Source organism: Escherichia sp. E10V10 (genome assembly GCF_004211985.1).
Taxonomy (GTDB): Bacteria; Pseudomonadota; Gammaproteobacteria; order Enterobacterales; family Enterobacteriaceae; genus Escherichia.
Window position 1 is genome coordinate 82,798 of the sequence record NZ_RHJO01000002.1, and the last position, 24,333, is coordinate 107,130.

Consider the following 24,333-nt stretch of genomic DNA (forward strand, 5'->3'; position numbering starts at 1 on the left):
TGCGGCGTGAACGCCTTATCCAGCCTACAAAATTGTGCAAAATCAATGAATTGCACAGGTAGCGTAGTCCTGATAAGCGTAGCGCATCAGGCAGATTTGCGTTTGTCATCAGTTTAATGCCCGGAGAGATCCGGGCATATTCCCGAATACGGTCTTTTTATACCGTAAACCCTAACATCATCCCCGTATCTTCATGCTCCAGCAAATGGCAGTGCGCCATATAAGCATGTTCTTTCGGTGCATCGTGATTAAACTTCACCAGCACTTCACTGACATTACCTTCTACCTTAACGGTATCTTTCCAGCCCGCGCGATGCGTCGCTGGCGGTTTGCCATTTTCTGACAAGATACGGAACTGCGTGCCGTGAATATGGAACGGATGCAGCATCATGTCGCCCACGCCAGAGATAACCCAACGTTCGTACTGCCCTTTCGCCGCCGCAAACATCGGCTTGTTCATATCAAACGCCTGACCGTTGATTTTATTGGCATGGTGGAAATCGAACTTCCCGCCGTGGTTCATATGATTCATATTGCCATGCCCCATATGCCCCATCATCTGGCTGTGATCCATCCCGGTCATCGCCTGATCGCCATATTTCTCCATCAGCATCTGCAACCCCATCATATCGAGCATCGGGTCCATAGAGAGTTGCAGCTTACGTACCGTCAAACCTTCCAGCGAAGGTAAAGCAGGCAGGCTACTTAACGTATCTGGCAAAGCACCTGAGGCACTAATAGCAATCGGCTGAATCCGCATTACCGGATGCGGCTTGTCAAACGGCGCAATCGCCATCCCCATCTGGCTGACCGGCAGCGTCACCAGGTCAAATGGTTTGTTGTCGTTAACCTCCACCAGCACTTCAAAACGCTCGCCCATCAGCACTGGCAGCTCGTTCACCTTCACCGGTTCAGGCAGCAGACCGCCGTCGCTGGCAATCACATAAAGCGGGCGATTGTCGCTGGTAGCGAAATTGAGCGAGCGGGCGTTACAGCCATTGAGTAAACGCAGGCGCAGCCAGCCGCGCGGTGCGGCGTGTTGCGGGTAGATTGCACCGTTGGTCAGCAACGTATCACCAAACCAGCCCACGGCGGCGGTCATCACATCCAGTTGATAATCAATCTGTCCGTCGGCGTTAAATTTTTTATCCTGAACGATCACCGGAACATCATCGATACCCCACTGTTTTGGCAGCATTAATTTCAGGATCTCGTCATCTTCAATCACCACCAGACCAGCCAGCCCCATCGCCACCTGACGCCCAGTTTTGCCGTGCTGATGCGGATGGAACCAGCAGGTAGCGGCAGGTTGATCGACGTTCAGCGTCACCGTGCGTTGACCGCCAGGCGGAATAATCCCCTGTGGGCCGCCGTCCACTTCACCCGGTACTTCCAGCCCGTGCCAGTGCAACGTCGTCTCTTCCGTCAGTTGGTTATAGATATCAACCGTTACCGCTTTGCCACGCTGTAACTTCACCGCAGGCCCTAACAGATTACCGTTATAGCCCCAGGTGGTCGCCGTTTTCCCGGCAAAGGTGGACTGACCTGGCATTATCGATAATTTTATGCGGCCACGAACATCAGAAGTGAGGAGTTCGGGGATCGGCAGTGTTGGACGTTCGGCGGCAAAAACTGTTCGACTCCACAGCGGCAAAGCCGAAGCCACGCCCAGCGCGACGGAATATTTTAAGAAATCACGGCGTTGCATAGTTATTTCCTTATTCTCAAGCAGGCGAAACAAAATCAAACGTTGAGCATAGTCCTTCCCCTTACGGGAAGGTCAAGCCGCAGACACAATTTAATCGACAATAATGGTCGTCGCCTCGCTCACAGTGTGCTAACGTTTATCTTCTTTAAGTCCTGGTAGAAGCAATGAAGACGTTTTTCAGAACAGTGTTATTCGGCAGCCTGATGGCCGTTTGCGCAAATAGTTACGCGCTCAGCGAGTCTGAAGCCGAAGATATGGCCGATTTAACGGCAGTTTTTGTTTTTCTGAAGAACGATTGTGGTTACCAGAACTTACCTAATGGGCAAATTCGTCGCGCACTGGTCTTTTTCGCCCAGCAAAACCAGTGGGATCTCAGCAACTACGACACCTTCGACATGAAATCCCTCGGTGAAGACAGCTACCGCGATCTCAGCGGTATCGGCATTCCCGTCGCGAAAAAGTGCAAAGCCCTGGCCCGCGATTCCTTAAGCCTGCTTGCCTACGTTAAATAATCACAGCTCCTTTTTGTAGAAATATTGACCGTGCAACCACGGTCAATGTTAGCTATTATGTTGCGCTCTTTTTTTACGAGTGTTAACAAAGGAGGTATCAACCCATGGCCGAAAATAAACTGTGGCATGAAACGCTACACGACCAGTTTGGGCAGTACTTTGCGGTAGATAACGTTCTGTATCATGAAAAGACCGATCACCAGGATCTGATCATTTTTGAGAACGCCGCATTTGGTCGCGTGATGGCGCTGGATGGTGTCGTACAAACCACCGAGCGCGACGAGTTTATCTATCATGAGATGATGACCCATGTTCCGCTACTGGCCCACGGTCACGCGAAACATGTGCTGATTATCGGCGGCGGCGACGGTGCCATGCTGCGTGAAGTAACCCGACATAAAAACGTTGAGTCAATCACGATGGTGGAAATCGACGCGGGTGTCGTGTCGTTCTGCCGTCAGTATCTGCCCAACCATAACGCCGGTAGCTACGACGATCCGCGCTTTAAGCTGGTGATCGACGATGGCGTCAATTTCGTGAATCAAACCAGTCAGACCTTTGATGTCATTATCTCCGACTGCACCGATCCTATCGGTCCCGGCGAAAGCCTGTTCACCTCAGCATTTTATGAAGGCTGCAAACGCTGCCTGAATCCTGGCGGTATCTTCGTCGCACAAAACGGCGTCTGCTTTTTACAGCAGGAAGAGGCTATCGACAGTCATCGCAAACTCAGCCATTACTTCAGCGACGTTGGCTTTTATCAGGCGGCGATCCCGACCTATTACGGCGGCATCATGACCTTTGCATGGGCGACAGATAACGACGCCTTACGCCATCTCTCAACCGAAATTATTCAGGCGCGTTTTCTCGCCTCTGGCCTGAAATGCCATTATTACAATCCGGCAGTCCATACGGCAGCTTTTGCCTTACCTCAGTATCTGCAAGACGCTCTGGCTTCACAGCCGTCCTAAGGAGAAGATAAGAAATTGAAAAAACTGAAACTGCATGGCTTTAATAATCTGACCAAAAGTCTGAGTTTTTGTATTTACGATATCTGCTACGCCAAAACTGCCGAAGAGCGCGACGGTTATATTGCTTATATCGATGAACTCTATAATGCCAACCGTCTGACCGAAATCCTGTCAGAAACCTGTTCCATTATCGGGGCCAATATTCTTAACATCGCCCGCCAGGATTACGAACCACAGGGTGCCAGCGTCACTATCCTGGTGAGTGAAGAACCGATCGACCCGAAACTCATCGACAAAACAGAACACCCCGGCCCACTGCCAGAAACGGTCGTTGCCCATCTCGATAAAAGTCATATTTGCGTACATACCTACCCGGAAAGTCATCCTGAAGGCGGTTTATGTACCTTCCGCGCCGATATTGAAGTCTCTACCTGCGGCGTGATTTCTCCGCTGAAGGCGCTGAATTACCTGATCCACCAGCTTGAGTCCGATATCGTAACCATTGATTATCGCGTGCGCGGTTTTACCCGCGACATTAACGGTATGAAGCACTTTATCGACCATGAGATTAATTCGATTCAGAACTTTATGTCTGACGATATGAAGGCGCTGTATGACATGGTGGATGTGAACGTCTATCAGGAAAATATCTTCCATACCAAGATGTTGCTTAAAGAGTTCGACCTTAAGCACTACATGTTCCACACCAAACCGGAAGATTTAACCGACTGCGAGCGCAAAGAAATTACCGCTGCGCTGTGGAAAGAAATGCGCGAGATTTATTACGGGCGCAATATGCCAGCCGTTTAACGGCTCAGGCGGAGCACGGAGGCTCCGCCTGAGTGACTTACTTCTGTTGCACGAAATTACGGTAAGCCGCCACCACCTGAAGAAAATCCTCAACGCCGCACAGCGACAAGCTCTCTTCGTCGTAGTAGTTCATCCCCTCTTCCATTTCATCGCCAGCGAATTCCAGTTGATTGGCGCGAACCATCACCTCTTCGCCATCCATCCATAGTGTGTACTCATGCCCTGCCCGCTGCCAGGAACGTTCGCTACCTTTGAGCGTGCGCGCGGCGTCTTCCACTTCATCAAGCAAGGCCAGGTTTTCTTTCACCTCTTCATTAAACCAGTGCCCGACCACTTCATGCCCCATGGACATGCGCACCTTTACCACTCCGGTAATATCGCGCAGAAATTCGTAATCCATAGTGTGTTCCTCTGCTCCCGGCAATGCGCCGAAATCGCATTGCGCCATTGATGTAATTATCGCAGCCTTATCGGAGAAAAACAGCGGAGCGACGGTGGTTTAGAGATAAAAAAATGCCCGGGAATCTCATTCACCGGGCATTGTGTCGTTTATGCGCAGCGCATGCGCTTACTTATTAAACCGCTGTCTGGAAAATCACCCCGTCCGCTTTTTCGGTGTACTGAGAAAGCTGGTTGAAGTTCAGATAACGGTAAGTATCAACGGCAGTTTTATCCACCTGCGCCACGTAGGTCTGGTACTCTTCCGGCGTCGGCAGTTTGCCAATCAGCGCCGCAACAGCAGCCAGTTCCGCAGAAGCCAGGAAGACGTTCGCACCAGTACCCAGACGGTTCGGGAAGTTACGGGTAGAGGTGGAAACCACCGTCGCACCGTCTGCCACACGCGCCTGGTTACCCATACACAGGGAACAGCCCGGGATCTCGATACGCGCACCGCTCTTACCGAAGACGCTGTAATAGCCTTCTTCGGTCAACTGCGCAGCGTCCATACGCGTTGGCGGTGCCACCCACAGGCGGGTCGGCAACTGACCTTTGTGCGCATCCAGCAGTTTACCCGCAGCACGGAAGTGACCGATGTTAGTCATGCAAGAACCGATAAACACTTCGTCGATTTTCTCGCCCTGTACCGCAGACAGCGGACGCGCGTCGTCCGGATCGTTCGGCGCACAGAGGATTGGCTCTTTGATATCAGCCAGATCGATGTCGATCACTGCCGCGTATTCCGCATCTGCATCGGCTTCCAGCAGCTCAGGATTCGCCAGCCATTTTTCCATGCCCTGAATACGACGTTCGAGAGTACGACGATCGCCATAACCTTCCGCGATCATCCACTTCAGCAGGACGATGTTGGAGTTCAGGTATTCGATGATCGGCTCTTTGTTCAGCTTGATGGTACAACCAGCGGCAGAACGCTCGGCGGACGCATCGGTAAGCTCAAATGCCTGCTCAACTTTCAGATCCGGCAGACCTTCAATTTCCAGAATGCGGCCAGAGAAGATGTTTTTCTTGCCTTTCTTCTCAACGGTCAGCAGACCTTGTTTGATCGCATACAGCGGAATGGCGTGTACCAGATCGCGCAGGGTAATGCCCGGCTGCATCTTGCCTTTGAAGCGCACCAGAACGGATTCCGGCATATCCAGCGGCATTACGCCAGTTGCAGCAGCAAACGCCACCAGACCAGAACCCGCCGGGAAAGAGATACCGATCGGGAAACGGGTATGGGAGTCACCACCCGTACCGACGGTATCCGGCAGCAGCATACGGTTTAGCCAGGAGTGAATGACGCCGTCACCCGGACGCAGCGACACACCGCCACGGTTCATAATGAAGTCCGGCAGCGTGTGGTGCGTGTTAACGTCAACCGGCTTCGGATACGCCGCTGTGTGACAGAAAGACTGCATCACCAGGTCAGCCGAGAAGCCCAGGCACGCCAGGTCTTTCAGTTCATCACGGGTCATCGGGCCAGTGGTATCCTGAGAACCTACAGAAGTCATTTTCGGTTCACAGTACGCGCCTGGACGAATACCTTTCACACCACAGGCGCGACCTACCATTTTCTGCGCCAGCGAGAAGCCACGGTCGCTTTCAGCGACATCTTTCGCCTGACGGAACACATCGCTCTGCGGCAGACCAAGTGCTTCACGCGCTTTGGTGGTCAGGCCACGCCCGATAATCAGCGGAATACGACCACCAGCACGCACTTCATCAATCAGCACGTCGGTTTTCAGTTCGAAGGTCGCCAGCAGCTCGTTGGTTTCGTGGTTACGCACTTCGCCTTTGTACGGGTAAACGTCAATCACATCGCCCATATTCAGGTTAGAGACGTCCACTTCAATTGGCAGTGCACCCGCGTCTTCCATCGTGTTAAAGAAGATGGGTGCAATTTTACCGCCGAGGCACAGACCACCGCCGCGTTTGTTCGGCACATGTGGAATATCATCGCCCATAAACCACAGGACGGAGTTAGTGGCGGATTTACGCGAAGAACCCGTACCCACAACGTCACCGACATACGCCAGCGGGAAACCTTTCTGTTGCAGAGCTTCAATTTGCTTGATCGGACCAACAGCGCCTGGCTGATCTGGCTCAATACCTTCACGGGCGTTTTTCAGCATCGCCAGCGCGTGCAATGGGATATCCGGGCGTGACCACGCATCCGGTGCCGGAGAAAGGTCATCGGTGTTGGTTTCGCCAGTGACTTTGAAGACGGTAACGGTCAGTTTTTCAGCCAGCGCCGGGCGATTCAGGAACCATTCGGCATCCGCCCAGGACTGCATTACCTGCTTCGCGTATTTGTTGCCTGCTTTGGCTTTCTCTTCTACGTCATAGAAGTTATCGAACATCAGCAGCGTGTGGGACAGTGCTTTGGCAGCGATCGGTGCCAGTTTGGCATCATCCAGCGCGTCGATCAGCGGATGAATGTTGTAACCACCCTGCATGGTGCCCAGCAGTTCGATGGCTTTTTCCGGAGTCAGCAGTGGGGATTTGGCTTCGCCTTTGGCGACAGCAGCCAGGAAACCTGCTTTTACATAGGCGGCTTCATCGACGCCAGGGGGAACACGGTTGGTTAACAGATCTAACAGGAATTCTTCTTCGCCCGCGGGCGGGTTTTTCAGCAGCTCTACAAGCGCGGCCATTTGGTTTGCATCCAGGGGTTTGGGCGCAATCCCCTCAGCGGCACGCTCAGCTACGTGCTTACGGTATTCTTCTAGCACGACGGTTCTCCTCGCTCTCATTGTCATAGTGCGGCAGGCGATTCTCTTCACGCTCCTGTGAGACAGCAGTTTGTAGGGTAAATGCCCAGTACCGCAACGGGCAGAATAGCAGGATTTTGACGATGTGTTAATCTGTTTACAAAAAAGCAACATAAAAAAGTGGCTGAATCGTTAAGGATGGTCTAGAGATTGTTTCCCTCCGTAAAAACTTCGTTAATTCGCATGATGATAATCACCTTTCTCAACGAATCCCAAGATTAGTCAAAATTTAAACTACCGCCTCTTTATACTCGGATTCACAGCACCTGCGGGTGGCAGTTCGCCGACCATTGCGATTTCCTTGAGATCCGAATTATGAAAATGACTTTGCCGTTTAAACCCCATGTGCTGGCGCTAATTTGCAGTGCCGGGCTTTGTGCCGCCTCTGCCGGGCTATATATAAAAAGCCGCACAGTGGAAGCGCCTGTGGAAGCGCAATCGACACAACAGACTGCGCCTGACATCACCGCAGTTACGCTTCCTGCAACGGTTTCCGCGCCCCCCGTAACGCCTGCCGTCGTTAAATCCGCATTCAGCACTGCACAAATCGATCAATGGGTCGCGCCCGTCGCGCTATATCCCGACGCCCTGCTTTCGCAGGTGCTGATGGCATCGACCTATCCGGCAAATGTCGCCCAGGCCGTGCAGTGGTCGCACGACAACCCGCTCAAGCAAGGTGATGCCGCTATTCAGGCAGTATCCGACCAGCCGTGGGATGCCAGCGTCAAATCGCTGGTGGCTTTTCCGCAATTGATGGCGTTGATGGGGGAAACCCCGCAATGGGTACAAAATCTTGGCGACGCATTTCTGGCACAGCCGCAGGATGTGATGGACTCGGTACAACGTTTGCGGCAACTGGCGCAACAAACCGGGTCACTGAAGTCATCAACTGAACAAAAGGTCATCACGACAACGAAAAAAGTCGTACCGGCAAATCAGCCCGCCAGCGCCCCTGTCACACAATCAAATACCGTTTCTACGTCCAGCCCCGTCGTCGCAGAACCTGCACCGACCGTAATAACCATTGAGCCCGCCAATCCGGATGTAGTTTATATTCCCAACTACAACCCAACCGTGGTTTACGGCAGTTGGGCCAATACCGCTTACCCGCCGGTTTACCTGCCGCCACCAGCCGGAGAACCGTTTGTTGACAGCTTTGTGCGTGGATTCGGCTATAGCATGGGCGTTGCTACCACGTACGCACTATTCAGCAGCATAGACTGGGATGACGACGATCATGACCATCATCATCATGACGATGATGATTATCATCACCACGATGGCGGTCATCGTGACGGTAATGGCTGGCAACACAACGGCGACAACATCAATATCGACGTCAACAATTTCAACCGCATTACTGGTGAGCATCTTACTGACAAGAATATGGCATGGCGGCACAATCCGAATTACCGCGATGGTGTGCCTTATCATGATCAGGATATGGCAAAACGGTTTCACCAAACCGATGTTAAAGGCGGCATGAGTGCCACACAGTTACCTGCCCCAACGCGCGACAGCCAGCGCCAGGCGGCAGCAAGCCAGTTTCAGCAACGAACACACGCAGCACCAGTCATTACACGAGATACCCAACGTCAGGCTGCGGCACAGCGGTTTAATGAAGCGGAACACTATGGCAATTATGACGACTTCCGCGAGTTCAGCCGCCACCAACCACTGACCCAGCAGCAAAAGGACGCCGCTCGTCAGCGTTATCAGTCTGCCTCACCTGAGCAGCGCCAGGCGGCCCGCGAGAAAATGCAGACTAACTCACACAACCAGCAGCGAAGAGAGGCGGCGCGTCAGCGTTATCAATCTGCCTCGCCTGAACAGCGCCAGGCGGCTCGCGAGAAAATGCAGACTAACCCGCAGAACCAGCAGCGAAGAGAGGCAGCGCGTCAGCGTATCCAGTCTGCCTCTCCTGAGCAGCGCCAGGCGGCCCGTGAGAAAATGCAGACTAGCCCGCAGAATCAACAGCAAAGAGATGCAGCACGTCAGCGTATCCAGTCTGCCTCGCCTGAGCAGCGTCAGGTTGCGCGGGAGAAAATTCAGGAGAGCCGCCCGCAACGTCTGAACGACAATAACCATACTGCCCGATTGAATAATGAGCAACGGTCAGCGGTACGCGAACGGTTGTCTGAGCGTGGAGCAAGGAGACTGGAAAGGTAAATTGCAGGCATAAAAAAAGCGGCGTAGTTAGCCGCTTAAGACTGATGACAAACATCGAATTGCCCGATGCGCAAGTTTATCGGGCCTACATGGCTCCTGCAATGTATTGAATTTGCATGATTTTGTAGGTCGAATAAGGCGTTCACGCCGCATCCGGCATCAACAACGAGCACTTTATCAACAATCTGAAGCGGCCTGGTCAGCCGCTTCTTAATTTACCGGATGTTCCGGCACAAGAAGAATTACTTCTTCTTCGCTTTCGGGTTCGGCAGGTCGGTGATGCTACCTTCGAACACTTCTGCTGCCAGGCCCACAGACTCGTGCAGAGTCGGGTGCGCGTGGATGGTCAGCGCGATGTCTTCAGCGTCACACCCCATTTCGATCGCCAGACCGATTTCACCCAGCAGCTCGCCGCCGTTGGTACCGACAATCGCACCACCGATCACACGGTGAGATTCTTTGTCGAAAATCAGCTTGGTCATACCGTCTGCGCAGTCGGAAGCGATCGCACGACCAGAAGCAGCCCACGGGAAGGTGGCAGTTTCGTAGCTGATGCCTTTCTCTTTCGCTTCTTTCTCAGTCAGACCTACCCATGCAACTTCTGGTTCGGTATAGGCGATGGACGGGATAACTTTCGGATCGAAGTAGTGTTTTTGACCTGCGATAACTTCAGCGGCAACGTGACCTTCGTGAACACCTTTGTGTGCCAGCATCGGCTGACCGACGATATCGCCGATAGCAAAGATGTGCGGCACGTTAGTGCGCAGCTGTTTGTCAACGCGGATGAAACCACGGTCGTCAACTTCCACGCCAGCTTTACCTGCGTCGAGGTTTTTACCGTTCGGCACACGACCAATCGCTACCAGCACGGCGTCGTAACGCTGCGGTTCAGCGGGTGCTTTTTTGCCTTCCATCGTCACATAAATACCGTCTTCTTTCGCTTCAACGGCGGTAACTTTGGTTTCCAGCATCAGGTTGAATTTCTTGCTGATACGCTTGGTGAAGACTTTAACGATGTCTTTGTCCGCCGCCGGGATAACCTGGTCGAACATTTCAACCACGTCAATCTGTGAACCCAGCGCGTGGTATACGGTACCCATTTCCAGACCGATGATACCGCCGCCCATTACCAGCAGGCGTTCTGGTACTTCTTTCAGTTCCAGCGCGTCAGTGGAGTCCCAGATACGCGGATCTTCATGCGGAATAAACGGCAGTTGAATCGGGCGAGAACCCGCTGCAATGATCGCGTTGTCGAAGTTGATCACGGTTTTACCGTTCTCACCTTCAACTTCCAGGGTGTTAGCCCCGGTGAATTTACCCAGACCGTTGACCACTTTGACTTTGCGGCCTTTCGCCATACCAGCCAGACCACCGGTCAGCTGATTGATCACTTTCTCTTTCCAGGTACGAATCTTGTCGATATCGGTTTTCGGTTCGCCGAAGACGATACCGTGTTCAGCCAGCGCTTTGGCTTCTTCGATAACTTTTGCTACGTGCAGCAGTGCTTTAGAAGGGATACAGCCGACGTTCAGGCAAACACCGCCAAGGGTGTTGTAACGTTCTACGATTACGGTTTCCAGACCTAAATCAGCGCAACGGAAGGCAGCGGAGTAACCTGCGGGGCCTGCCCCAAGTACCACGACCTGAGTTTTGATTTCAGTACTCATCATGACCTCTATATATTTATCTCCGGCGGGTCTGACGTTTTTTTTATGACGCCCATTATCCACCGGGTCGTTCTATCCGTCGGTATTTTACAAAATTGTTAACAATTTTTAAACAACAAACGGCAACCGATTTGTCTATTCGCTAATAATCTCAATACATTCATGAGATTACCAGAAAAAAGCCGGCCGTTGGGCCGGCTCTTTTATTTACATCACCAGACGGCGAATATCAGACAGCGTGTTGTTAATGATGGTAATGAAACGGGCACCATCAGCACCGTCGATCACACGGTGGTCGAAGGAAAGAGAAATCGGCAGCATCAGACGCGGCACGAACTCTTTACCATTCCACACCGGCTCCATCGCGGACTTGGAAACGCCGAGGATAGCCACTTCCGGCGCGTTCACAATCGGCGCGAAGTGGGTAGTACCCAGGCCGCCGATGCTGGAGATGGTGAAGCAACCGCCCTGCATTTCGCCCGCAGTCAGCTTACCGTCACGCGCTTTCTTAGAAATAGTCATCAGCTCGCGAGACAGCTCGATGATGCCTTTCTTGTTGACGTCTTTGAATACCGGAACAACCAGACCGTTCGGGGTATCCACCGCCACACCGATGTTGATGTATTTCTTCAGGGTCAGACGCTGACCGTCTTCCGACAGCGAACTGTTGAAGCGAGGCATCTGCTCAAGCGCCGCAGCAACGGCTTTCATGATGAAGACAACTGGGGTTATCTTCACATCCAGCTTACGTTTCGCCGCTTCTTCGTTCTGCTGTTTACGGAACGCTTCCAGCTCGGTGATATCAGTTTTGTCGAAGTGGGTAACGTGCGGGATCATCACCCAGTTACGGCTCAGGTTAGCACCAGAGATTTTCTGAATGCGGCCCAGTTCCACTTCTTCGATTTCACCAAACTTGCTGAAGTCCACCTTCGGCCACGGCAGCATGCCTGGGATACCGCCGCCAGTCGCCGCCGGAGCCGCTTCTGCACGTTTGATAGCTTCTTTCACGTAAGCCTGAACGTCTTCGCGCAGGATACGACCTTTACGGCCAGTGCCCTTCACTTTCGCCAGGTTAACGCCAAATTCGCGTGCCAGACGGCGGATCAGCGGAGTCGCGTGAACGTAAGCGTCATTTTCAGCAAATTCAGATTTACCTTCCGCTTTCGCAGCCGGTGCCGCTGCCGGGGCTTCAGCTTTTGCTGCCGGAGCCGGCGCTGCCGCTTCCTGTTTCGCAGGAGCTGCCGCAGGCGCTGCGCCTTCAACTTCGAAGATCATAATCAGCGAGCCAGTTTTCACTTTATCGCCAACGTTGACTTTCAGTTCCTTCACGACACCAGCAAACGGAGCCGGAACTTCCATAGAAGCTTTGTCACCTTCTACGGTGATCAGTGACTGTTCAGCGGCAACTTTGTCGCCCACTTTCACCATCACTTCAGTCACTTCAACTACGTCACCGCCGATATCCGGAACGTTAACTTCTTTCACGCCAGCCGCTGGTGCAGGGGCCGCTGCCGGAGCCGCTTCCTGTTTAGCTGCCGGAGCTGCCGCGCCTGCTTCACCCGCGACTTCGAAGACCATAATCAGCGAGCCGGTAGACACTTTGTCACCCACGTTCACTTTGATCTCTTTCACGGTGCCAGCAAACGGAGCCGGAACTTCCATAGAGGCTTTATCGCCTTCTACGGTGATCAGCGACTGCTCAGCTTCAACTTTGTCGCCCACTTTCACCAGGATTTCGGTCACTTCGACTTCGTCGCTGCCGATATCCGGAACGTTAACGTCTTTTGCTGCCGCAGCCGCGGGTACTGCTGCCGGAGCTGCTTCTTTCTTCTCTTCTGCCTGAGCAGGTGCAGCGTCTGCTGCACCGTCGGCGGAATCGAAAATCATAATCAGTGCGCCGGTCTGGGTTTTATCGCCAACAGAGACTTTGATCTCTTTAACGATACCCGCCTGCGGAGACGGAACTTCCATAGAGGCTTTGTCGCCTTCTACGGTGATCAGCGACTGTTCGGCTTCAACTTTGTCGCCCACTTTGACCAGGATCTCGGTGATTTCAACTTCATCAGCCCCGATGTCCGGTACTTTGATTTCGATAGCCATTATTCTTTTACCTCTTACGCCAGACGCGGGTTAACTTTATCTGCATCGATGTTGAATTTGGCGATTGCGTCAGCAACCACTTTCTTATCGATTTCGCCACGTTTAGCCAGTTCGCCCAGCGCCGCTACAACCACGTAGGAAGCATCAACTTCGAAGTGGTGACGCAGGTTCTCACGGCTGTCGGAACGACCGAAGCCATCAGTACCCAGTACGCGGTAGTCGTCAGCCGGTACGTAAGTACGGACCTGCTCAGCGAACAGTTTCATATAGTCGGTAGATGCCACTGCCGGAGCGTCGTTCATCACCTGAGCGATGTATGGAACGCGCGGAGTTTCCAGCGGGTGCAGCATGTTCCAGCGTTCACAATCCTGACCATCACGCGCCAGCTCGGTGAAGGAGGTCACGCTATAAACGTCAGAACCTACGCCGTAATCTTTCGCCAGGATCTCTGCCGCTTCACGGACGTGACGCAGGATAGAACCGGAGCCCAGCAGCTGAACTTTACCTTTGCTACCTTCAATGGTTTCGAGTTTGTAGATACCTTTACGGATACCTTCCTCAGCACCTTCCGGCATTGCCGGCATGTGGTAGTTTTCGTTCAGCGTAGTGATGTAGTAGTAAACGTTCTCTTGTTTTTCACCGTACATACGCTCCAGACCGTCATGCATGATGACAGCAACTTCGTAAGCGTAAGCCGGGTCGTAAGAGATACAGTTCGGGATAGTCAGCGACTGAATATGGCTGTGACCATCTTCGTGCTGCAGACCTTCACCGTTCAGGGTGGTACGACCGGAAGTACCGCCGATCAGGAAGCCACGCGCTTGCTGGTCGCCAGCTGCCCAGCACAGATCGCCGATACGCTGGAAGCCGAACATCGAGTAATAGATGTAGAACGGAATCATCGGCAGATTGTTGGTGCTGTAAGAGGTCGCCGCTGCCAGCCAGGAACAACCTGCGCCCAGCTCGTTGATCCCTTCCTGCAGAATCTGACCTTTCTCGTCTTCTTTATAGTAAGCAACCTGCTCGCGGTCCTGCGGGGTGTACTGCTGACCGTTCGGGCTGTAAATACCAATCTGACGGAACAGACCTTCCATACCGAAAGTACGCGCTTCGTCGGCGATGATCGGTACCAGACGATCTTTGATCGACTTGTTCTTCAGCATCACGTTCAGGGCACGAACGAAAGCGATAGTGGTAGAGATCTCTTTGCTCTGCTCTTCCAGCAGCGCACCGAAGTCTTGCAGGCTCGGCAGCTCAAGCTTCTCGGTGAAGTTCGGCTGACGGCTTGGCAGATAACCGTGCAGTTTCTGACGCTGAGCGTGCAGATAGGTATGCTCTTCAGAACCTTCCGGGAAGGTGATGTACGGCAGTTTTTCGATATCTGCATCAGACACCGGCACATTGAAACGGTCGCGGATGTGACGCACGCCGTCCATGTTCATTTTCTTAACCTGGTGCGCGATGTTTTTACCTTCAGCCGCGTCGCCCATGCCGTAACCTTTAATGGTATGAGCAAGGATTACTGTCGCTTTGCCTTTGGTTTCCTGCGCTTTCTTGAATGCAGCGTAGATTTTCTTCGGATCGTGACCACCACGGTTCAGCGCCCAGATCTGCTCGTCAGTCCAGTCTGCAACCAGTGCTGCGGTTTCAGGATATTTACCGAAGAAGTGTTCACGAACGTACGCACCATCTTTCGATTTGAAGGTCTGGTAGTCGCCGTCAACGGTTTCGTTCATCAGCTGGATCAGTTTACCGCTGGTATCTTTACGCAGCAGTTCATCCCAACGGCTACCCCACATGACTTTAATCACGTTCCAGCCAGCACCTTCGAAGATGCCTTCCAGTTCGTTGATGATCTTGCCGTTACCGGTGACCGGGCCGTCAAGACGCTGCAGGTTACAGTTGATAACGAAGACCAGGTTATCCAGTTTTTCACGGGTAGCGATGGTGATCGCACCTTTGGATTCCGGTTCGTCCATTTCACCGTCGCCGAGGAACGCGTAAACGGTTTGTTTAGAGGTATCTTTCAGGCCACGGTGTTCCAGATATTTCAGGAATTTAGCCTGGTAAATAGCACCAATCGGACCCAGACCCATAGATACGGTCGGGAACTGCCAGAATTCCGGCATCAGTTTCGGGTGCGGATAGGAAGAGAGGCCATTGCCGTGAACTTCCTGACGGAAGTTATCCAGCTGCTCCTGAGTCAGACGACCTTCCAGGAAAGCACGTGCGTACACGCCCGGGGAGATGTGGCCCTGGAAGTAAACCAGGTCGCCGCCATCCTGCTCGTTACGTGCACGGAAGAAGTGGTTAAAGCACACATCATAAATGGTTGCGGAAGACTGGAAGGACGCCATGTGGCCGCCCAGTTCGAGGTCTTTTTTCGACGCACGCAGAACCGTCATGATGGCGTTCCAGCGGATAGCTGAACGAATACGGCGTTCCAGTTCCAGATTACCCGGATACTCCGGTTGTTCTTCAACGGGGATGGTGTTGATGTAGTTGCTGATACCGGTGCCTGCGGCTACGTTGACACCGCCTTTGCGGGCTTCAGCAAGCAGTTGGTCGATCAGATACTGAGCACGCTCAACACCTTCTTCACGGATGACCGATTCGATCGCCTGGAGCCAGTCGCGAGTTTCGATCGGATCCACGTCATTTGGGAAACGTTCTGACATGGGTTATTCCTTATCTATCTAATAACGTTGAGTTTTCTGGAACCTGTCCCATTGAACTCTCGCCGGAAAGCTCAATAAGACAGGTTCTACGTTTAGTTGCCGCGCTTTTATATGCGCTTGATTTACAACATCTTCTGGATAATTTTTACCAGAAAAATCACTAATTCTTTCGTTGCTCCAGACGGCGCAGAGAACGCTCACGGCGACTCTCTTCACGGCTTCTGTCGAGCAAAATTTCTTCGATAAAGGCCAGATGGCGATGCGATGCTTCGCGCGCTTCCTCCGGCTTACCGGCCATAATCGCTTCGAATATGCGGGTGCGGTGACTACTCACCAGCGGCAGCATCTCGCGACGCGAATAGAGCAATTCGAAGTTCTGACGGACATTCTGGGCCAACATCGGCTCCATACACCTTAGCAGATGAAGCAAAACCACATTGTGGGCCGCTTCGGTGACGGCAATCTGATACTGGAGTACGGCGTTTGATTCCGCGTCCAGATCGCCAGACTGCTGCGCCAGTTCTATGGCGTGGTGGAGTTCACGGATGCGTTCCTTGTCTTCATCGGTACTACGCAGCGCGGCGTAATAAGCGGCGATACCTTCCAGGGCGTGTCGTGTTTCGAGCAAGTCATACTGTGATTCAGGATGGTCGGAGAGCAGCTCCACCAGCGGATCGCTGAAGCTTTGCCAGAGGCTGCTCTGAACAAACGTGCCGCCACCCTGGCGACGAAGCAACAAGCCCTTCGCTTCGAGACGTTGAATCGCCTCACGCAATGAGGGACGGGATACATCGAACTGTTTTGCCAGTTCGCGTTCCGGTGGGAGTTTTTCGCCCGGGCGGAGAGTGCCTTCGAGGATCAAAAACTCCAGTTGCTGCTCAATCACATCGGAGAGTTTTGGTTGGCGGATTTTGCTGTAGGCCATGAGTTCCTGTCTTAAGCCACTTGCCGAAGTCAATTGGTCTTACCAATTTCATGTCTGTGACGCTAAAGTAACAAAGTATTCACCTTATGTCCATACAGGTTTTGATTGAAATCATGAAACTGTGCACATTTTAACAACTTGACATATATAACGTTTCAAAGTTGTAACTATGCACAAATGTAGGCTTTACGTAAGAAAGGGATTTTTTAACGATTATTAAACTATAAAAATCCGAGTTGAACCGATTCACTTACCAATTTATCGGTTTTTAATTCAAAAATAATGAATTTATATTCATTTTATATATTGAGCGGATTTGAGGCTGATCTTTACAAACGGTTCCTTTTTAAGCAACTCATCTTCAACCATGCATAAAGCGGGTGCATTCGCTGCCGCATACCATTATTCTTGATCTGACGGAAGTCTTTTTGTAACAATTCAAACGTCTTTGATGTAAACAAATTAATACAACAAACGGAATTGCAAACTTACACACGCATCATTGCGTAGATCAAAAAAACAATCACCGCACGAGGTTTCATGATGGAAGGTCAACAGCACGGCGAGCAGCTAAAGCGCGGCCTTAAAAACCGCCATATTCAGCTTATCGCGCTGGGTGGCGCGATAGGGACAGGACTATTCCTGGGTAGCGCCTCCGTAATTCAGTCCGCAGGACCAGGGATTATCCTGGGTTATGCCATTGCTGGTTTTATCGCCTTTCTGATCATGCGTCAGCTAGGTGAAATGGTGGTCGAAGAACCTGTCGCAGGCTCCTTCAGCCACTTTGCTTATAAATACTGGGGCAGCTTTGCCGGATTCGCTTCTGGCTGGAACTATTGGGTACTGTACGTTTTAGTTGCCATGGCAGAACTTACGGCTGTCGGCAAATACATTCAGTTCTGGTATCCGGAAATCCCCACCTGGGCTTCTGCCGCCGTATTCTTTGTGGTGATTAACGCCATCAACCTGACTAACGTTAAAGTGTTTGGTGAGATGGAGTTCTGGTTTGCCATTATCAAAGTGATCGCGGTGGTAGCGATGATCATCTTCGGCGGCTGGCTGCTATTCAGCGGCAACGGCGGCCCGCAGGCGACTGTTAGCAACCTGTGGGCTCAAGGTGGCTTCCTGCCGCACGGCTTCACCGGGCTGGTGATGATGATGGCGATTATCATGTTCTCGTTCGGTGGTCTGGAACTGGTGGGGATCACCGCTGCAGAAGCTGATAACCCGGAGCAAAGCATCCCGAAAGCAACTAATCAGGTTATCTACCGCATCCTGATTTTCTACATTGGTTCGTTAGCCGTTCTGCTCTCACTGATGCCGTGGACACGGGTTACCGCTGACACCAGCCCGTTTGTGCTGATCTTCCACGAGTTAGGCGATACCTTTGTGGCAAATGCGCTGAACATCGTGGTACTGACGGCTGCGCTCTCCGTGTACAACAGCTGCGTATATTGCAACAGCCGTATGCTGTTCGGTCTGGCACAACAGGGTAACGCACCGAAAATGCTCGCTTCCGTCGATAAACGCGGCGTACCAGTAAATACCATTCTGGTATCTGCGCTGGTTACGGCATTGTGCGTACTGATTAACTACCTTGCCCCAGAGTCCGCTTTCGGACTGTTAATGGCGCTGGTGGTTTCTGCACTGGTTATTAACTGGGCGATGATTAGCCTGGCACATATGAAGTTCCGTCGCGCTAAGCAAGAACAAGGTGTGGCAACTCGTTTCCCTGCCCTGCTCTATCCGCTGGGTAACTGGATCTGTCTGCTGTTTATGGCGGCGGTACTGGTGATAATGCTGATGACGCCGGGAATGGCGATCTCGGTTTACCTGATCCCGGTATGGCTGGTTGTGTTAGGTATCGGTTATCTGTTCAAAGAGAAAACCGCAAAAGCCGTAAAAGCACATTAATCTCTCTACGCCCTCACCCGTTCTGGGTGAGGGCGGCAATATTTACACCAATGTCCCGTAAATCGTCAGTAGCGCAATCACCACCACAACCACGAACGAGGTTTTCTTCGCCATTGAAACCGCTGCTTTCGGTGTCTCAACCTTATCGACATGCGGTTCACGCGCCAGTGAGAACTGTGCCAGACGCGTTAACACCTGGTATTGCGATGTATGGAAATCGGTCAGTGAAGCAAACCAGGCTGGTAACGCTTTCTCACCGTGACCAATCAAGGCATAAACTACGCCCGCAAGGCGAACTGGCACCCAATCCAGTACATGAAGCACGGCATCAACCCCCGACTGTAAACGATGATGCGGCGTCTGGTAGCGCGCCAGCCAGTATTGCCATGCGCGCAAGAATGCATAGCCCATCAGGGTAACGGGTCCCCAGATACCGCCTACAATTAGCCAGAACAGTGGCGCAAGGTAAAAACGAAAGTTAATCCACAGCAGGGCATTTTGCAGTTCACGCAAAAACTCACGCTCATCGCAGCCTGCGGGGACGCCATGAATCATGGTTAACTCGCCAGCCATCGTGGAACGGGCATGGCTGTCGTTACGAGAAGCTGCGGTCAGATAAGCATGATAATGGAGACGAACTTTTCCTGCGCCAATACACAACAAACCAATCAACAGCCACACCACCAGCGTCGGGACGTTGAACAATAGTCCATGCAACGCGCGCAACAGTAAAAAGGTCGCCCCCATCGCGATAATGGCCATTCCTAATGTGCGCCCCAGCGAGAAATGTTTCACCCGACGGAAAAACGCCTCGAGGCGGTGATCAAGCTGCCAGTGCTCGCCCAACTTAAACAGGCGCTCGAAAATTAACACCAGTAAGGTTGTAAACAGCGTCATGTTGTCTCCTTGCTGACCAGGGCGCGAAACCGTGCCCAATCAAAGGCAGGGCCGGGATCGGTTTTCCGATCCGGCGCAATATCACAATGTCCCGTCATATTACTGGCAATGGCTGGATAGCGATGAATCAATGCCCGCGTAACCGCCGTAAGCTGTTGATACTGCGCATCGGTATACGCCAGCGTATCAGTGCCTTCCAGCTCAATCCCAATGGAGAAATCATTACAGCGTTCGCGCCCCTGATACATGGAAACACCCGCATGCCAGGCGCGTTTATCGAAAGGAACATACTGGACAATTTCACCATCACGGCGAATCAAACAGTGAGCGGAGACGCGCAAATGGGCAATCTCTGCAAAGAAGGGATGTGCCTGCGGATCAATAGTTCCGGTGAATAATGCATCAATCCACGGACCGCCAAACTCGCCTGGCGGCAGGCTAATATTGTGCACCACCAGCAAGGTGGGAGTTTCGTCATCCGGGCGACAATCGTAATGTGGTGAGGGAACGCGGCGCGCGCCGACCAGCCACCCCTGTTCTAACAACATGCAGGATCTCCTTATATGTGGTGCTAATACCCGGTTCAGAGTAGCATGTTTCTACCTTATGATTCGTTAGCTATCTGGAGTTTTAACATGCCGCCTCGCCGCTATAACCCTGACACCCGACGTGACGAGCTGCTGGAACGCATTAATCTCGATATCCCCGGCGCGGTGGCCCAGGCGCTGCGAGAAGATTTAGGCGGAACAGTCGATGCCAACAACGACATTACGGCAAAACTTTTACCGGAAAATTCACGCTCTCATGCCACGGTGATCACCCGCGAAGAGGGCGTATTTTGTGGTAAACGCTGGGTTGAAGAAGTGTTTATTCAACTGGCAGGCGACGATGTCACCATTACCTGGCATGTGGATGACGGTGATGTCATTAACGCCAATCAACTCCTTTTCGAACTCGAAGGCCCATCTCGCGTGCTGTTAACCGGCGAACGTACTGCGCTTAATTTTGTACAAACTCTTTCTGGCGTAGCCAGTAAGGTTCGCCACTATGTTGAGTTGCTGGAAGGCACCGATACGCAGTTGCTGGATACGCGAAAAACCTTACCCGGCCTGCGTTCTGCCCTGAAATACGCGGTACTTTGCGGCGGCGGGGCTAACCATCGTCTGGGGCTTTCTGACGCCTTCCTGATCAAAGAAAACCATATTATTGCCTCCGGCTCAGTGCGCCAGGCGGTCGAAAAAGCGTCCTGGCTGCACCCGGATGCGCCAGTAGAAGTTGAAGTCGAGAATCTGGAAGAACTTGATGAAGCACTGAAAGCAGGTGCCGATATCATCATGCTGGATAACTTCGACACAGAACAGATGCGCAAAGCCGTTAAACGCACCAACGGCAAGGCGCTGCTGGAAGTGTCTGGCAACGTCACCGACAAAACGCTGCGCGAGTTTGCTGAAACGGGCGTGGACTTTATCTCCGTCGGTGCGCTAACTAAACACGTACAGGCACTCGACCTTTCAATGCGTTTTCGCTAATTGCTGACAGATTTATCCGCTCCATCGCGGGCGGATAATCTCCCCTTCCCCAACTTTCTTCGTAGCGCCTCGCAAATTTCTTGTCTTTCGCTGCAACGTAATAAAAAACCTCGGAAGCCGCCTTCCCGTTTCGTTTTTTGCCCCTCGCCTGTGCTGATGGCGTTTGCCAAAGTAGCGCCAACCAAATCAAGGAGCGAAACAGATGGACAAGCAACGCGGTTTTACACTTATCGAACTGATGGTGGTTATTGGCATCATTGCCATTTTAAGCGCCATTGGTATTCCCGCTTATCAAAACTACCTGCGCAAAGCCGCACTTACCGACATGCTACAAACCTTTGTGCCTTACCGTACCGCCGTAGAATTGTGCGCGCTGGAACATGGCGGACTGGACACTTGCGACGGCGGCAGCAATGGCATCCCCTCGCCTACCACCACCCGCTATGTTTCAGCCATGAGTGTGGCAAAGGGCGTGGTGTCACTGACCGGGCAAGAGAGTCTCAATGGGCTAAGCATCGTTATGACACCCGGTTGGGATAACGCTAACGGTGTCACCGGCTGGACGCGCAACTGCAATATTCAAAGTGACAGCGCATTGCAGCAAGCCTGCGAAGATGTCTTCCGCTTTGATGACGCCAACTAAGGAGCGGCGATGAATATTTCACAGCTCACCGTCCTGTGTTTGCGTTACCAGGGGGTCTTACTGGATGCCAGCGAAGAAGTGGTTCATGTTGCGGTGGTCGATGCCCCCTCACATGAGTTGCTGGACGCATTGCATTTCGCTACCACCAAACGTATTGAGATCACCTGCTGGACGCGCCAACAGATGGAAGGTCACGCCAGTCGCAAACAACAGACATTGCCCGTAGCCGTTCAGGAGAAACATCAGCCTAAAGCAGAATTGCTGGCTCATACGTTGCAATCTGCACTGGAACAACGCGCATCAGATATTCATATCGAACCAGCGGACAATAGCTATCACATCCGCTTGCGTATCGACGGCGTTCTGCATCCTTTACCTGATGTTTCACTGGATGCCGGAGTCGCTTTAACCGCCAGGTTAAAAGTGCTGGGAAGCCTGGATATTGCGGAACATCGCCTGCCGCAGGACGGGCAATTCACTGTCGAACTGGCAGGGAACGCCGTCTCATTTCGTATTGCTACCTTGCCATGTCGCAGCGGAGAAAAAGTGGTATTACGGTTGTTACAGCAGGTGGACCAGGCGCTGGATGTCAACACGCTGGGAATGCAACCATCACAACTGACGGACTTTACCCACGCCTTGCAGCAACCACAAGGACTGGTGCTGGTAACTGGCCCTACCGGCAGCGGCAAAACAGTCACGCTGTATAGCGCACTGCAAACGCTGAATACCGCCGATATTAATATTTGCAGCGTGGAAGATCCGGTTGAGATCCCCATCGCTGGGCTAAACCAGACACAAATCCATCCGCGTGCCGGACTCACCTTTCAGGGCGTTTTGCGTGCGTTATTGCGCCAGGATCCTGACGTCATCATGATCGGAGAGATCCGCGATGGCGAAACGGCAGAAATTGCCATTAAAGCCGCGCAAACGGGTCATCTGGTATTGTCCACGCTACACACCAACTCCACCTGCGAAACGCTGGTGCGTTTACAGCAAATGGGCGTTGCTCGCTGGATGCTCTCGTCGGCCCTCACTCTGGTAATAGCCCAGCGCCTGGTACGTAAACTTTGTCCGCATTGCCGCCAGCGGCAAGGGGAACCGATCCGCCTTCCGGACAATGTATGGTCATCTCCGCTGTCCCGCTGGCAGGCACCGGGTTGTGAACATTGCTACCACGGTTTTTATGGTCGTACCGCCTTGTTTGAAGTCCTGCCCATTACACCAGCCATACGCCAGCTTATTTCCTCTAATACTGAAGTTGAATCGCTGGAAACACACGCCAGGCGGACAGGTATGCGCACACTTTTTGAAAACGGCTGCCTGGCCGTGGAACAAGGCTTAACCACCTTTGAAGAGTTAATCCGCGTGCTGGGGATGCCACATGGCGAATAAGCAACTCTGGCGATGGCATGGCATAACCGGCGACGGCAATGCGCAAGATGGGATGCAATGGTCTGAGAGCCGTGCTTTGCTACTTTTGGCTCTACAGCAGCAAAGGGTTACCCCACTGCACCTGAAGCGAATCAAGATCAGTTCTGCACAGTGGCGCGGAGATAAAAGCGCGGAAGTCATTCATCAACTGGCGACGCTACTTAAAGCCGGGTTAACGCTTTCTGAAGGGCTGGCACTGCTGGCTGAACAGCATCCAAGTAAGCAATGGCAGGCATTGTTGCAATCGCTGGCGCACGATCTCGAACAGGGCGTGGCCTTTTCCAGTGCCTTATCGCCCTGGTCAGAGGTTTTTCCGCCGCTTTACCAGTCGATGATCCGCACGGGGGAAGTGACCGGTAAGCTGGATGAATGCTGCTTTGAACTGGCGCGTCAGCAAAAAGCCCAGCGCCAGTTGGCCGACAAAGTGAAATCAGCGTTGCGTTATCCCATCATCATTTTAGCGATGGCAATCATGGTGGTTGTGGCAATGCTGCATTTTGTGCTGCCGGAGTTTGCCGCTATCTATAAGACCTTCAACACCCCACTACCGGCGCTAACGCAGGGGATCATGACGCTGGCAGACTTTAGTGGCAAATGGGGCTGGCTGCTGATAGTGCTCGGCTTTCTGCTGGCGATAGCCAACAAACTGCTGATGCGTCGCCCTACCTGGCTTATTGCGCGGCAGAAATGGTTATTACGCATCCCGATAATGGGAGCCCTGATGCGGGGACAAAAACTCACGCAGATCTTTACGATTCTGGCGCTGACACAAAGTGCAGGGATTACTTTTTTGCAGGGAGTGGAGAGCGTCAGGGAGACGATGCGCTGCCCGTACTGGGCGCAACTTCTGACACAAATTCAGCATGATATCAGTAACGGTCACCCCATCTGGCTGGCGCTAAAAAATGCGGGGGAGTTTAGCCCACTCTGTTTGCAGTTAGTGAGGACAGGAGAGACATCCGGGTCGCTGGATATCATGCTGGAGAATCTTGCCCATCATCATCGGGATAACACGCTGGCGCTGGCAGATAACCTTGCCGCCTTACTGGAACCGGCGTTGCTGGTCATTACTGGAGGAATTATCGGTACGTTGGTGGTGGCAATGTATCTGCCAATTTTCCATCTGGGCGATGCGATGAGTGGGGTGGGATAATGCTGGCGTGT

The 24,333-nt window shown here is 52.6% G+C and carries 18 protein-coding genes; 9 read left to right on the forward strand and 9 right to left on the reverse strand.

The features are described 5' to 3' along the window. Nucleotides 1–157: 157 nt before the first annotated feature. Nucleotides 158–1,708 carry a multicopper oxidase CueO gene (cueO, locus tag D9736_RS04900; RefSeq protein ID WP_130257839.1) on the reverse strand — a complete coding sequence of 517 codons (1,551 nt, stop codon included), beginning with the start codon at nt 1,706–1,708 and terminating at the stop codon, nt 158–160. Between the two features lie 164 nt (nt 1,709–1,872). Between cueO and D9736_RS04905 the strand changes: the two genes are divergently transcribed. From D9736_RS04905 to speD, 3 genes are all read left to right on the forward strand, one after another. Then, nucleotides 1,873–2,220, forward strand: a complete 348-nt coding sequence (locus tag D9736_RS04905; RefSeq protein ID WP_000846617.1) for a YacC family pilotin-like protein — start codon at nt 1,873–1,875, stop codon at nt 2,218–2,220. Nucleotides 2,221–2,324: 104 nt separating this feature from the next. Continuing rightward, nucleotides 2,325–3,191, forward strand: a complete 867-nt coding sequence (gene speE / locus D9736_RS04910; RefSeq protein WP_130257840.1) for a polyamine aminopropyltransferase — start codon at nt 2,325–2,327, stop codon at nt 3,189–3,191. Nucleotides 3,192–3,206: 15 nt separating this feature from the next. Further along, on the forward strand, nt 3,207–4,001 hold the full coding sequence (speD, locus tag D9736_RS04915; protein WP_130217384.1) for an adenosylmethionine decarboxylase: 795 nt from the start codon (nt 3,207–3,209) through the stop codon (nt 3,999–4,001). A 37-nt stretch (nt 4,002–4,038) separates the two neighbouring features. Here the strand turns inward: speD and yacL are convergent, their stop codons facing one another. Next, entirely contained in the window at nt 4,039–4,401 is a 363-nt protein-coding gene (yacL, locus tag D9736_RS04920; RefSeq protein ID WP_000384304.1) for a protein YacL, read from the reverse strand. A 175-nt stretch (nt 4,402–4,576) separates the two neighbouring features. Then, entirely contained in the window at nt 4,577–7,174 is a 2,598-nt protein-coding gene (gene acnB / locus D9736_RS04925) for a bifunctional aconitate hydratase 2/2-methylisocitrate dehydratase (protein ID WP_130204951.1), read from the reverse strand. Between the two features lie 354 nt (nt 7,175–7,528). On the opposite strand from acnB, the gene D9736_RS04930 reads away from it, so the two are divergent. Continuing rightward, complete coding sequence (locus D9736_RS04930; protein WP_130257841.1) at nt 7,529–9,382, forward strand: DUF3300 domain-containing protein; 1,854 nt, start codon at nt 7,529–7,531, stop codon at nt 9,380–9,382. Nucleotides 9,383–9,624: 242 nt separating this feature from the next. Here the strand turns inward: D9736_RS04930 and lpdA are convergent, their stop codons facing one another. The 4 genes from lpdA to pdhR all read right to left on the reverse strand — a co-directional run bounded on the left by lpdA (nt 9,625) and on the right by pdhR (nt 16,752). Continuing rightward, nucleotides 9,625–11,049: a dihydrolipoyl dehydrogenase gene (gene lpdA / locus D9736_RS04935; RefSeq protein WP_130205068.1), complete on the reverse strand. Its 1,425-nt coding sequence runs from the start codon at nt 11,047–11,049 to the stop codon at nt 9,625–9,627. Nucleotides 11,050–11,256: 207 nt separating this feature from the next. Then, a complete protein-coding gene (gene aceF, locus D9736_RS04940; RefSeq protein WP_130257842.1) occupies nt 11,257–13,149 on the reverse strand; it encodes a pyruvate dehydrogenase complex dihydrolipoyllysine-residue acetyltransferase in 1,893 nt (630 codons plus the stop codon). A 14-nt stretch (nt 13,150–13,163) separates the two neighbouring features. After that, nucleotides 13,164–15,827, reverse strand: coding sequence for a pyruvate dehydrogenase (acetyl-transferring), homodimeric type (gene aceE, locus D9736_RS04945; RefSeq protein WP_000003820.1), 2,664 nt, complete (start codon nt 15,825–15,827; stop codon nt 13,164–13,166). 160 nt (nt 15,828–15,987) lie between these two features. Continuing rightward, nucleotides 15,988–16,752 (reverse strand): pyruvate dehydrogenase complex transcriptional repressor PdhR, encoded by a 765-nt coding sequence (gene pdhR / locus D9736_RS04950; RefSeq protein ID WP_000331776.1) that lies wholly within the window; start codon nt 16,750–16,752, stop codon nt 15,988–15,990. A 540-nt stretch (nt 16,753–17,292) separates the two neighbouring features. Between pdhR and aroP the strand changes: the two genes are divergently transcribed. Continuing rightward, nucleotides 17,293–18,666 carry an aromatic amino acid transporter AroP gene (aroP, locus tag D9736_RS04955; protein WP_165383142.1) on the forward strand — a complete coding sequence of 458 codons (1,374 nt, stop codon included), beginning with the start codon at nt 17,293–17,295 and terminating at the stop codon, nt 18,664–18,666. A 42-nt stretch (nt 18,667–18,708) separates the two neighbouring features. Here the strand turns inward: aroP and ampE are convergent, their stop codons facing one another. Both ampE and ampD read right to left on the reverse strand, forming a co-directional pair. Next, nucleotides 18,709–19,563: a beta-lactamase regulator AmpE gene (ampE, locus tag D9736_RS04960; protein WP_130257843.1), complete on the reverse strand. Its 855-nt coding sequence runs from the start codon at nt 19,561–19,563 to the stop codon at nt 18,709–18,711. Further along, nucleotides 19,560–20,111, reverse strand: a complete 552-nt coding sequence (gene ampD / locus D9736_RS04965; RefSeq protein WP_130257844.1) for a 1,6-anhydro-N-acetylmuramyl-L-alanine amidase AmpD — start codon at nt 20,109–20,111, stop codon at nt 19,560–19,562. Before ampD ends, ampE begins: the two co-directional genes overlap by 4 nt. A gap of 87 nt (nt 20,112–20,198) precedes the next feature. Here ampD and nadC point away from each other — a divergent pair, with 87 nt between their 5' ends. The 4 genes from nadC (at nt 20,199) to hofC (ending at nt 24,322) form a co-directional block, all read left to right on the forward strand. After that, on the forward strand, nt 20,199–21,092 hold the full coding sequence (gene nadC / locus D9736_RS04970; RefSeq protein WP_130204942.1) for a carboxylating nicotinate-nucleotide diphosphorylase: 894 nt from the start codon (nt 20,199–20,201) through the stop codon (nt 21,090–21,092). Nucleotides 21,093–21,294: 202 nt separating this feature from the next. Beyond that, a complete protein-coding gene (gene ppdD / locus D9736_RS04975; protein WP_130204940.1) occupies nt 21,295–21,735 on the forward strand; it encodes a prepilin peptidase-dependent pilin in 441 nt (146 codons plus the stop codon). 9 nt (nt 21,736–21,744) lie between these two features. Further along, nucleotides 21,745–23,130 carry a type II secretion system protein GspE gene (gene gspE, locus D9736_RS04980; protein WP_130257845.1) on the forward strand — a complete coding sequence of 462 codons (1,386 nt, stop codon included), beginning with the start codon at nt 21,745–21,747 and terminating at the stop codon, nt 23,128–23,130. Continuing rightward, nucleotides 23,120–24,322, forward strand: coding sequence for a protein transport protein HofC (hofC, locus tag D9736_RS04985; protein ID WP_130257846.1), 1,203 nt, complete (start codon nt 23,120–23,122; stop codon nt 24,320–24,322). The genes gspE and hofC overlap by 11 nt, the downstream gene beginning before the upstream one ends. Nucleotides 24,323–24,333: the final 11 nt, after the last annotated feature.